The organism is Virgibacillus senegalensis, from assembly GCF_000821245.2.
Lineage (GTDB): Bacteria > Bacillota > Bacilli > Bacillales > Amphibacillaceae > Sediminibacillus > Sediminibacillus senegalensis.
The window spans coordinates 991,674-1,003,940 of sequence record NZ_LN611425.1; the positions used below are offsets into that span (position 1 = coordinate 991,674).

The window sequence follows — 12,267 nt, forward strand, 5'->3', positions numbered from 1 at the left end:
TGCGTAAAAACTTTCCAGTTCGATTGAAATACTTTACTAAAAAATATCTGGCACCATTTATCCTTACGATAATAATTGCAACTTATTGAAATAAATACTATTATAAGATTAGATATACAATTTTTGCGAGGTGGAAGTAATGAGAGTAGAAGGTACAGGAATCGAAGGCATAATCATGGATATTAAACCATTGGACCACTTGATGGATGAAATCGCTTTTGTGCGTGCAGGGCAGTGGGATTACGAAAGGGTTACATATGATTATAAAATTGGTTCTGCAGAAAAAAATATCACTTATTACATAAGAATCCAGGGGTATGCAGTCGAAGGCGAAGTAGATCGTGGAGATGCGGTCATAAAGCTTACAACACCGTTGCTTGGCAAGCACTATTACCCACATGGGGTCGAGTATGGTGAAGGTGAAGACTTCCCAGAAAGTGTTGTCGACCGGACAAAGTCTTTGCTTGCGAAAGCAAAAAAAGAACTGGACAATTTTGCAAAATAATTGCATGGTTACTGTCGGCTGACAAGCCGGCAGTTTTTTCTTCTTTCAGGTTAACTAGATGGCGCCTATTCCCAAGAAATTGATTGTTTTTTCAACAAACAAATGTAAAAACATGTTATGATTACCTTTAGAGAGCTCGCTGTCTAAACGGTTAAATCGTAACACAGAACCACTGCCCCGAGGCAGTTTTCTTTGTATACATAATCACGTTCCAATATGACAGCAACGATTTTATTTTTCATGCGCTGGAAAGGAGATACATTATCAATTGTTCCGTTACTTGTCAAAACGCCAATGGATTTTAATTATTGCTGCTATTCTTATTCTTATAGCTGGTTATTTCATTTTACCAGTGTCCATTCCGCTTATCCTGGCTCTGCTTACCGCCATGTTTTTAAACCCGGCCATTAGATGGCTTCAATTTCGTTTTAAAATGAATCGGAAAATATCCGTTACAGTTGTATTTTTGATTTTTTTGCTTATCACCAGTCTTGTCGGAACTTATTTTGTAACAAGAGCCGTAACACATGTCGTTAATTTCGCTGAAAACGCACCTTCTTATGTGAACCAGCTTAATACAAAGTTTACAGAATGGGAATCTGACATGGATCGGTTCACAGAAGACCTTCCTGCGGATTTCGTTGCTGAGGTGAAAGACGGGTTCAAAAGCAATCTTGAATTGTTAAGCACAAAGGTGAAGCAATATTTTGAGCTAGATAAAATTGCTTCAGCAGCTGCAAAGGTTCCTGAATATCTTGTCAGCCTGCTCGTGTACTTGATTGCCTTGTTTTTGTTCATGTTAGAGTTACCGCGACTGAAGGCAATGTCCTATAATCATCTGACAAAGGAAACGGCGGAAAAGGTAAAATTCATGAATGCCCGCCTGTCTTACGTTGTCCTTGGTTTTTTAAAGGCACAATTTCTCGTCAGTATTATCATATTTGTCGTTTCACTAATCGGACTACTTTATATCACCCCGGATGTGGCGATCATCATGTCAATTATTATTTGGCTTGTCGATTTTATCCCTATTATCGGCTCCATTGTCATACTGGGGCCGTGGGCGGTGTATATGCTTCTGGCCGGGGACACTGTGATGGGTATCCAACTCTCTGTATTGGCGATTATACTGTTGGCGATAAGAAGAACAGTAGAGCCTAAAGTAATGGGACGCCATATCGGGCTATCGCCCTTGGCAACGCTCATTGCCATGTATCTAGGCCTTCAGCTGATCGGAATCATCGGATTCATCCTCGGGCCATTGTTGGTTATAGCTTTTAACTCCGCGAAGGAAGCAGGAATCATAAACTGGAACTTTAAAGTATAATAAATTTCCCTTCTAAAAACGGCCAATCCAAACTTACATTGGATTGGCCGTTTGCTTATAACGAGTTGGTTCCCTGAAAACTCTTTTTTTGAACCGCTCTTCTTTTTTCATATACGAGTAATCCTTTATCATTGGCAACTTTTTTAAACCCGTTTTTCTTAAGTACTCGTTGGGAAGCAATGTTTTCCTTATCACAGCATGCCCTGATTTTTTTTATCTGTTGATAAAAAGCCCATTGGCAAAGAGAGCTTACAGCCTCTGTCGCATATCCCTGGTTTTGTCTTTTCTGTAAAATCCTATATCCTATTTCCACCGTTTTTTTCTCTTCGTCAAAAGACCGAAATCCAGCTTCTCCTATTATCCGTCCTTTTCGCTTGTCCCGAATAATCCACGGTCCCATTCCAAGCGGTACCTTGTTGTTTTCCAAATCTTCGAGGTAGTATGGCAACAATGCTTTCAAGGAGTAATGGGGCCACTCTACATCATATGGGATACGCTTTTCATAGTAGTACTCCATTGGATTTTTAACCAGCATTTGGCCTTCATCCAATGTTATTGGTTCTATAAGCAATCGCGCACTTTCAATATCCATCATATATCGTTCCTTTCGTTCAACATCTTTTATAGCCTATATACCATCGGATGAAGAGAAATAAACGTGGGAGCTGTCTGAAATGACAACTCCCACTTGATTTTTCTTAGGTACCTAGTATCGCTTTAATCATGCTAGTAGTTTCCCCACCATCATACAAAATATACAGCAGTAAATAAACTGCTACACCGGTTATGGCGGTGAAAAACCAAATGATGCTTGTAACGGGACCAATTTTGCGATGTTTCTTTATCCTTCTTTTAAAAGCGAGTGTTAATGTCACCAGCCCGAAAACGGCCCCAACGGTTGCAAGAATGATATGGAAAATCAAGAACAATGTATAATATAACTTGATGTCATCTGGACCACCGAAGCTCGTATTTCCAACAAAAATTGTCCTTGACATATAAATGATAAAAAACAGTAAGGCACTGACTGCCGCTGCAATCATCGTGCGTTTATGAGCGGAGAACCTATTTTTCGCAATCAAATACCAGCCGATTGCAATAAGTACTGCGCTTAATACAATAAAAAACGTGCTAATTGTAGGCAATATTGGCATGAAACTCAAACCTCTCCCTGTTTTGAATAAAAAAAGAATTATGCTTCAGTTGTAGTATTGGTAGCAGGAAGCGGATCAACTTTGTCTACGCCCTTTTTGAACCAGCCAAAGAAAATCCTTGCTAAAACAATACCATATACAATTTCCTGCATGATTTTCATCAAGATTCCCCCCAACTGCTGATCCTCCAATATCGGGATCGGCGAGAACATCTGAGGGCCAGTCAACGGAAGACCGTTTAGTACCGATTGAGGTACACAAAGTGACATCGCTTGAATCCAGCCACTTGTCTCACTGTACGTAGCATAAAGGGAATGTCCGGAGAAAATGATTAAACCACAAGCCGGAGTGATCAGTACGCCATTTGCGAAAATATAACCTATTTTCATCAATGGAGATAACTTGTCCCTTTCATGGATAGGCGTAAAAATTGGCCACCATACCAGGAATGCAGCTATCAGTATCACAGAAGTTATTACGGCATGGGCCAACACATTTGCTTTGGCGAAGTCGAAAATAACCGGCATGTGGTACATGGAAAACAAACCGTTGAACAATAACAGTGCAATCAGCGGTTTAGTCAACAGATTGAGCACCTGCTTTAAAACAGGAACGTCAAAAATTTTTCTCCATATCCATTCCGGAATTCCTTTGATGATAAAAATAGGAAAAACTAAGTAATAAAACGACATTTGCACCATGTGCGAAGTAAACATGATGTGGGAAAGCAAATCTATGGGCGATCCTTTGATAAGATATAGAATCACTAACCCTGTGTGAAAATAGATCATTTGTTTTCGATCTGGCTTATTTTCATTGGTGAATCTCGTCCTGAAAGTAACCGTAACCAAATAATATAACAAGCCAAGACCAACTACAAACAATAAATAATATGGGCTCCAGAGGGCACGAAATCCAAAAATTTGTAAATCAAGCCACATAACAATCTCACTCCATCCAAAAAATTGCTTCTTCCATTATAACGCATCCCGAAAACTTATCGAGCATGTATTGTGACAATTTAAAAACAGATTAACCGCCTGTACACTTCTCCATTATATCGCGTTTAACCAGTTTTTAAAATCAATGTAGAACGGTTTGTCATTGTCTAAACAAACTGCGACATAATGATAAATGCTTGGATTCGATTTGGCAGATACGATGCTTTCCGCGGGTACTTCCTCAGTTTCCTCAAAAGAAGCTCGCTTCTTGTGGGATCTTCGGACTCGTGCTGTACTGCAGTGTTGTTTCGAAGAAGCTCATCAGCCGCCTGCTAAAAGCGAGGATAATCCAGCAGCAAAATGGATAGAAAAAGGATTACTGCATCTCAGGCTTAAGTACAAATCCATAAAAAAGAGGCCGGGAGTTTTCTCCCGTGCCCCTTATAATTTACCACCAAATCAATACCGATAGAGTCAATACCGTCAAAAATGCAACGGCTGCTCCGCCATAAATCATCAGCGCTGGCATTTCATGACCCTTATGGCTCATATGCATGAAGTAGTAAAGCTGAAAGCCTACTTGAACAGCAGCCAATACCAATAAAATTGGTATGACAAATAACTTGCTCAAATCTGCCATCACCATACCGAAAGCAATGAGCGTAAAAACGATCATCAATGCAAAGGTGATAACCTGTTGTTTCATCTCTTCCTTATTTTTCTTCCGTTTATAATCCTCATGAATATTGGTGTTCTCGGCCATCGCTTAGATCACCCCCATCAGATAAACAACTGTGAAGATAAATACCCAAACAACATCGATAAAATGCCAATACAAGCTGGCAATGTAAAATTTAGGCGCATTGTATAAGTTTAATCCCCGTTTTGCATTACGCACCATCAAAGCAATAATCCACAGTAAACCGAATGTAACGTGTCCTCCATGGAAGCCGACAAGCGTATAAAAAGCAGAACCAAATGCAGAAGAACGAAGTGTGAATCCTTCTCCATGAATGTAATGATAAAACTCATAAAGTTCGCAGCCGAGGAAACCAAGGCCTAATAATACGGTAATGCCAAGCCATAGCTGCATTTTTCTAAAACTGTTGTTTTTCATATGGTACATCGCATATACACTTGTAAGAGAGCTTGTCAAAAGTAGCATGGTCATAATAAACACGAGCTCCAAGCCGAAAAGTTCCTCTGAACCAGGCCCATCATTTGTCGAATTTCTCAATGCCAGGTAAGTACCAAACAAGCTTGCAAACAATACCGTTTCTCCGCCAAGGAAAAACCAAAATCCTAAAAATTTATTTTTTCCTTCCAGGGTTGCTCTTTCGGGCTGTTCCGGCAGTGTTTCCGGATTCAATGTTTGATCACTCATTATTGTTCAGCCCCCTCTTCTACTAAGTCTTCTTTGTGAATATGGTGTCCGAGGTCATCCTTGACCGATCTGATAAGCATGCAACCAAGTGTAATACCCATTCCCAGGAACACTAACCACAGGTATGCTAAATTGTCGACCTGATAAATAAAGCCAAATCCGGCGATGAACAGGCCGAGTGACATAACAAATGGCAGGAAGGATGGGTTCGGCATATGAATATCATCCAACGGTTCTGCTGGGGTTATTCCTTTCCGCCCTTCCATCTTTTCAATCCATAGTGGATCAAGACCACGCACCAACGGTGTTTGCTTAAAGTTGTAATGTGGCGGTGGTGACGGAATTGACCATTCTAGCGTTCGGCCATCCCATGGATCTCCACTTACTTTTGGTGCTTTGATGGAGGTATAGATAACATTGATCAAAAAGACAATGGCACCAATTGCCATCAGGAATGCACCGAAAGTACTGACCAAGTTTCCAGTATCCAAATGTTGTCCAGGCAAATATGTCCAATAACGGCGAGGCATGCCCATTAGACCTAAGAAATGTTGGATAAAGAACGTTAGATGGAAACCAGTAAAGAATGTCCAGAAAGTAATTTGACCCAATTTTTCATTAAGTACTTTTCCAAACATTTTTGGCCACCAGTAATGCATGGCAGCGAACAATCCGAATACTACCCCTCCAACGATAACATAGTGGAAGTGGGCAACAACAAAGTACGTATCATGATATTGATAGTCTGCAGCTGCAGCGGCGAGCATGACACCTGTAGTTCCCCCAATCGTGAACGAAGGAATGAAACCCAACGCCCATAACATGGCAGAATTGATGGTAATCGTGCCTCCCCAAAGTGTGAACAGCCAGTTGAAAATTTTAATACCTGTCGGAACTGCGATAGCCATGGTGGCAATCGCAAAAATAGAGTTGGCAGCAGGTCCTAAACCAGTTGCAAACATGTGATGCGCCCAAACCATGAAGCCAAGGAAACCGATCAAGGTAGTCGCAAATACCATTGCTGTATAACCGAACAGGCGCTTTTTCGAGAATGTAGATAGTACATCACTGAATACCCCAAATGCAGGGAGAATTAGGATGTATACTTCCGGATGCCCGAATATCCAGAATAAATGCTCCCAAATGACCGAGTTACCGCCCATCGAAGCATCGAAAAATCCTGAACCGAACAGTCGATCAAACATTAGCAAAAACAAACCAACAGTCAATGCTGGAAACGCAAATAAAATCAGCGTACTTGTAACAAGAGCCGTCCATGTAAACAACGGCATCCGCATATAAGTCATGCCTGGTGCCCGCATGTTGATAATTGTGACAAGGAAGTTAATTCCCCCTATCAACGTACCTGCACCGGATATTTGCAGACCCAGCACATAGAAATCGACACCATGGCCCGGTGATACGGTTGACAATGGCGCATAAGCAGTCCATCCCGCGTCAGGAGATCCACCTAAGAACCAGCCGCAATTAAGAATAAGGCCGCCAAACAGGAACAGCCAAAAACCCAATGAATTCAAAAACGGAAATGCTACGTCCCTGGCCCCTATTTGTAATGGAACGACAGCATTCATAATTGCAAAAATTAAAGGCATTGCTGCAAGGAAGATCATCGTCGTCCCATGCATCGTCAATAACTCATTATAAAAGCCTGCGCTAACAAAATCATTACCTGGTTCTATTAGCTGAATACGAATAAGTAATGCTTCCAGGCCACCAATCAGGAAAAACAAACCACCAGCCACTAAATATAAGTGGGCAATTTTTTTATGATCGACAGTGGTTAAGTAATCCCAGATAAATGCGCCGAAGCCTTTTTTTTGCGCAATTGCAGTACTCACGCTTTTAAACCTCCCTTAACCTCTTCCATCCCTTTTTATTACTCGTTTGTCTCTGCACTTTCAGGAGTAATGTCCGATGGTTGTAATTGTAATAAATATTCAGCAATTTTTTCTGCTTCTTCTTGGTTCACTTCATAGTTAGCGTCTGTCATTTTGTTTCCGGGTTTCACACTCTCCGGATCCATAATCCACTCAACAATATTATCTTTGGTATGTTCTTCCACACCAGCTAACGTAGTACGGTCACCAAAGTTGGTCAAATTCGGACCCGTCGCAGCTGGAGAAGCACCGATAGCGTGACAGCCGATACAACTGTTTTCCTCGAATAATTCTTGTCCTTCCTGGGCGTCTGCTGTTTCCGGTTGTGCTTCCGGATCAACATTTTGCATGTCTTCTACCCATTGGTCGTACTCTTCGGGACTAACAGCGATTACTTTGAAGTCCATCAACGAATGGGAAGTACCACAAAACTCAGCACATTTTCCATCGTAAACCCCTTCTTCATCTGCCTGAATGTACATCGTGTTTTCGTTTTCCGGATGCAAATCCATTTTACCGGACAGTGCCGGTACCCAGAAAGAGTGAAGGACATCACTGGTTTTCATGTTCAAATACACTTTTTCACCAGTAGGAATATATAAGTCTTGACTTGTTTGAATTTCTTCCCCTTCGTAATTAAAATGCCACCAAAACTGATTACCAGTTACGTTTACGTTGATTGATTCATCTGCAGCGCTTTCGTCTGCCAGATCAAACGTGATGGCCACAGTAGGAATTGCAATAATGACCAGTAAAATAATAGGGATAACTGTCCAAATTACTTCCAACGCTTTGTTCCCCTCTGTTTGCGGTGGAATGTAACCCTCTTGCCCTTTCTTTTTTCTAAAGCGGACAATGACAATTGCGTAAATCACCATAACGACAACAAACACAAAAATCATGACGCCTAAAGAAATATTGATAAGGTTCAAGGCTGCTTTGGATCCATAACCTTTAGGTGTTAAGGCACTCAAGTTTTCTTTCCCACAGCCTGATAATACAAGCGTCAGGAAACCGAATAAAGCAAGTGCCCGGAACTTTCCCATCCAACCTTTCATTCGAATGATACCTCTCTTTCTCTTGTGTCCTTTTATTTAAATAATTAGAATACCCAGATGTAAAGTTCATAGTATGTAGACAGGACGGCTTGTTGTTGTACCCAAGGTAACATATTTTTACACAAGGTTCGAACAAGCCGCTCTTCCCGCCGATTTATAGGTGAACTTCGTTATAGTATTCTAAATTAATTAACAACACCTGGAAGCGTTACTAATACCATGGTTACAAATAGTATCATCAAATAATTCAAAGAATAAACAAACATGAGATTTGCCCACTTCATGTTGTTTTTCATAAAAAAGCCGCTTATGCCCATAATCAGCCAACCAGCGTTTAACAAACCGGCTATGATTAAAAATGTCTTTCCTAGTGAAAACAAGTAAAAAGGCAAAGGCAATAAGCATGCTACATAAATAACCATCTGTCTTCTAGTAATGGAAAAACCATGTACAGCCGGAAGCATTGGTATGCTCGCAGCTTTATATTCTTTGCATTTTTTTATAGCTAATGCCAAAAAATGCGGCGTCTGCCATAAAAACATAATCAAAAACAAAATAAAAGCCGCAGCATGCGGACTTGGATCTACTGCCGCCCAACCGATGACTGGTGGAACGGCGCCTGATAGACTGCCGACCGCGGTATTGATGGTGTATCTGCGTTTTGTCCACATCGTATAAAGGACAACATAGGCAAACCACCCGAAAGCACCAATTACAGCTGCCTCGATAGTCGTGAACGACAAGAGGACAAACCCTGTCAAAGAAGAAAGAATCCCCATTCCAAGGATCACCTTCAACGAAATACTACCTGTAACAGTCGGACGGTCTTTCGTTCGTTTCATGACTGGGTCGATATCCCGGTCGTAATAATTATTTAGTATGCAGCCACCGGCTATCAACAATGCCGTTCCGACTACCATTAATATCAATCTTCCCCAATAATCAGACAGGATTCCTCCTGTAAAATACAGTGCCAGCCAGAATCCGGCAAAAGCAGTGATCAAATTGGAATTTATGATACCAATTTTGATGAGAGCCATAATATCCGCCCAGAGAGCAGACTTATCCTTGCTGTCTGTCTTCCCTATTACATGAGAAGAAGTTGCTTCTACTTTATTCATTCTAGCCTACAACCCTCCTTCCAGCTCCCTTTGCAATCAATCGCCTGGAGTGGAAAACCTCTAATGCTGCTTCCCTTACTTCAAACCTGGTTGATCGTCAATGTCGTTAGTATAACCTATTTTTAACAACTACGCAGGTTATATCCATATTGTATCACGGATTCGATATTCAATCTATTTAACTAAACGCCGTAAAACCGGCTTTTCCGGAAAAGAAATGATGACAATTTTGTGAACGGCAGGACAAAATAAAATTAAAGGCATAAAAGCCTTTAATCATTTTGACAGAACCGAAACAGCGGTCAAATCAGCTCTTTAACGTCGTTAAATACGAGAATCAAATCCTCATATTTATTTCTAGCAAACAAATATCAACAATGCAAGGCTTTTTTCGTTTTTTTTATAGTGAAAATAGCCGGCAAACATGGTAGTATAACCCTTGTATGTTTCGACGATCATCTATTGGCTGAAGACAGCCTGAAAATCTCTTCCACTAAGATTGTGAGGTGGAACCTTGATTAAGTTCCTAAAAAGTTTATCTGTTATAGCTTCTACTATCATGGTGCTCGTTCTGCTAGGAGGAGCATTGGTGACCAAAACCGGATCAGGAATGGGCTGTGGAGCGAACTGGCCGATTTGTGAAGGCGAACTGTCTGCAGAGCTGATCATAGAATTAAGCCATCGCCTTGTCTCAGGAGCTGCCGGAATTATTGTCCTGATTTTATCGGTGCTTTCCTGGAAAGTGGTCGGTCATATTAGAGAAGTGAAATTTTTATCCTTTGTGTCAATTTTCTTCTTAGTATTGCAAGGATTGATTGGGGCAGCTGCTGTATTGTGGTCTCAATCGGATTTTGTTCTTGCTCTACATTTCGGCATTTCGCTGATTTCTTTTGCGGCAGTGTTTCTGCTTACATTGCTGATATTCGAAATCGATCAGAAATTTGACGCAAGCTCCCTGATCATCACCAAGGGAATTCGCCGCCATTTCTACGGTTTGTTCATTTACACATTACTCGTAGTCTATACTGGTGCACTGGTACGTCACGCCCATTCAAGTCTTGCATGCCGAAGCTGGCCGTTCTGCGATAACCGAACTCCTTTTAACTTTGAGTTTCATTTTACTCAGTGGATACAAATGGGGCATCGATTTGCAGCAGGATTAGCTTTTATTTGGACCTTATACTTAATGGTGAAGATTTATCAACAATATAAACATAACCGTGTCATGCTTTGGGGTTGGGCTTCGGCTTCTTTCCTGATGGTAGCCCAGGTCGCATTGGGGGCACTAGTGATTTTTACAAAGGTTAATTTGGCAGCTGCCCTATTTCATGCTTTGGTCATTTCTATTTTCTTCGGAGTACTAAGTTATTTTGTTTTGCTTTCTTCCAGGAGCGCGAAGTATGAACGATAGTTGGAATCTCAAATCATCAACAAGAAGCACCCTTTCCGGATTGGAAAGGGTGCTTCTTATTTTTCGATGTAATCTATTGAGAAACTTTCATTGCAGCTGAGACCATGACCTTCGCTGCCTTACCACTTTGCTATTTTTTTCGAATGGTTTATCATCCGGTATCGTTTCTTTTGTCATCCGTTGTTCATTTGCCCGCACAGATTTTGCAATATTATTGAGTATTCCCATTGAAATCAACAGGATAAGCAAGGATGAACCACCATAACTGACAAATGGTAGTGTCACTCCTGTAATAGGCAAAAGCCCGCTAATAGCACCGAGGTTAATAAATGCTTGTATTCCAACCATGGATGAAATACCGATTGCCATGAGAGATCCAAAGCTATCTCTACATTGATGTGCAATATATAATCCACGAAGGACAATTGTAGCAAGCATTCCCACGACGATAAACACTCCAAGGAATCCTAACTCCTCTGCAATAACGGCCATGATAAAGTCGGTATGTGGTTCAGGGAGGTAGCCCAGCTTTTGAATGCCTTGTCCAAGTCCTTGTCCCGTAATTCCACCTGTTCCTATTGCCAGATAAGACTGAATCAGATGGAAGCCATTCAAGTCGGGATCATCGAAAGGCTGATATGCTCCGGTAAATCGTGAAATACGTTCTGGTGTAACCATTTGGGTTGCAGCCAGTCCGATTAACACGAGTAAAGAGGCAGCCACCAAGAAAAGATGACGGAATTTTATGCCTGAACTGAAAATGACAGTAGATGCTATCAACAATATCACTGCTGCAGTACCGATGTCCGGTTGTTTAATAATCAACGCCAGCAAAATGCCCGTCATCACTAACGGTGGCAATACCCCCTTAAAAAAGTCATCAATATATTGTTGTTTCTTGGAATAAGCTGATGCCAGATAAATGATCAGCCCCAGCTTCGCTAATTCAGCTGGCTGCAATCTTAATGGTCCGATAACCAGCCATGACTGCGCATTATTTACTTCATCTCCAAACAAAAGAACAGACAGCAACAAGATAAATATCATCATGATCATCGGCTTGATAAGCTTTTGATAATGGCGATAAGCAAACATGCTGCAAAACAAATAAAAAACAAGGCCAATGCCAAACCACATTAGTTGCCGAAGCATGAAAAAATTACTTGGCACCTCATTCTTTACAACTGCAATTACCATACTGGCACTGTAAATCATCACAATACCGAACGCAGACAATAGTAACGGGGTGATAAAAAGGGTGAAATCTAAATCTTTCCATTTCTGTTTCAATGTGATGACTCCTTACTATGTATTGGTAGCCAAATCCCATTTGACTCTTATCGTATTCGTGAGGAAAAGGATGTTTTTGAGACCCAACCGCATCATTTATAGTACTTGGTAACAAAAAAACCCCGCCGTCATAGGCAAAGGTTTTCGTCTTTATGACGGACCGCATTCCACCCGTCCT

At 41.1% G+C, this 12,267-nt stretch carries 12 protein-coding genes; 3 read left to right on the forward strand and 9 right to left on the reverse strand.

Annotated elements, in window-relative coordinates:
• Positions 1-139 precede the first annotated feature (139 nt).
• On the forward strand, positions 140-505 hold the full coding sequence (locus BN1067_RS15780; protein WP_053219790.1) for a YugN family protein: 366 nt from the start codon (positions 140-142) through the stop codon (positions 503-505).
• Positions 506-773: 268 nt separating this feature from the next.
• Positions 774-1,832, forward strand: coding sequence for a sporulation integral membrane protein YtvI (gene ytvI / locus BN1067_RS15785; protein WP_053219791.1), 1,059 nt, complete (start codon positions 774-776; stop codon positions 1,830-1,832).
• 55 nt (positions 1,833-1,887) lie between these two features.
• Here ytvI and BN1067_RS15790 read toward each other — a convergent pair whose 3' ends face one another.
• The 8 genes from BN1067_RS15790 to cyoE form a co-directional block, all read right to left on the reverse strand.
• A complete protein-coding gene (locus BN1067_RS15790; RefSeq protein ID WP_053219792.1) occupies positions 1,888-2,424 on the reverse strand; it encodes a GNAT family N-acetyltransferase in 537 nt (178 codons plus the stop codon).
• Between the two features lie 106 nt (positions 2,425-2,530).
• Entirely contained in the window at positions 2,531-2,986 is a 456-nt protein-coding gene (locus BN1067_RS15795) for a DUF420 domain-containing protein (RefSeq protein ID WP_053219793.1), read from the reverse strand.
• 38 nt (positions 2,987-3,024) lie between these two features.
• Positions 3,025-3,927, reverse strand: a complete 903-nt coding sequence (gene ctaG, locus BN1067_RS15800) for a cytochrome c oxidase assembly factor CtaG (protein ID WP_053219794.1) — start codon at positions 3,925-3,927, stop codon at positions 3,025-3,027.
• Positions 3,928-4,375: 448 nt separating this feature from the next.
• The gene (gene ctaF / locus BN1067_RS15805) at positions 4,376-4,690 is read right to left on the reverse strand and encodes a cytochrome c oxidase subunit IVB (protein ID WP_053219795.1); all 315 of its coding nucleotides are present in this window, start codon (positions 4,688-4,690) and stop codon (positions 4,376-4,378) included.
• Positions 4,691-4,693: 3 nt separating this feature from the next.
• Positions 4,694-5,311: a cytochrome (ubi)quinol oxidase subunit III gene (locus BN1067_RS15810; protein WP_053219796.1), complete on the reverse strand. Its 618-nt coding sequence runs from the start codon at positions 5,309-5,311 to the stop codon at positions 4,694-4,696.
• Positions 5,311-7,170, reverse strand: a complete 1,860-nt coding sequence (gene ctaD / locus BN1067_RS15815; protein WP_053219797.1) for a cytochrome c oxidase subunit I — start codon at positions 7,168-7,170, stop codon at positions 5,311-5,313. The genes BN1067_RS15810 and ctaD overlap by 1 nt, the downstream gene beginning before the upstream one ends.
• Before the next feature lie 38 nt (positions 7,171-7,208).
• Positions 7,209-8,267, reverse strand: a complete 1,059-nt coding sequence (gene coxB, locus BN1067_RS15820; protein WP_053219798.1) for a cytochrome c oxidase subunit II — start codon at positions 8,265-8,267, stop codon at positions 7,209-7,211.
• Between the two features lie 185 nt (positions 8,268-8,452).
• Positions 8,453-9,388: a heme o synthase gene (gene cyoE, locus BN1067_RS15825; protein WP_053219799.1), complete on the reverse strand. Its 936-nt coding sequence runs from the start codon at positions 9,386-9,388 to the stop codon at positions 8,453-8,455.
• Positions 9,389-9,902: 514 nt separating this feature from the next.
• Between cyoE and BN1067_RS15830 the strand changes: the two genes are divergently transcribed.
• Positions 9,903-10,799: a COX15/CtaA family protein gene (locus BN1067_RS15830; RefSeq protein WP_199868542.1), complete on the forward strand. Its 897-nt coding sequence runs from the start codon at positions 9,903-9,905 to the stop codon at positions 10,797-10,799.
• A gap of 87 nt (positions 10,800-10,886) precedes the next feature.
• Here BN1067_RS15830 and ftsW read toward each other — a convergent pair whose 3' ends face one another.
• Positions 10,887-12,089 carry a putative lipid II flippase FtsW gene (gene ftsW, locus BN1067_RS15835; RefSeq protein WP_053219800.1) on the reverse strand — a complete coding sequence of 401 codons (1,203 nt, stop codon included), beginning with the start codon at positions 12,087-12,089 and terminating at the stop codon, positions 10,887-10,889.
• Positions 12,090-12,267: the final 178 nt, after the last annotated feature.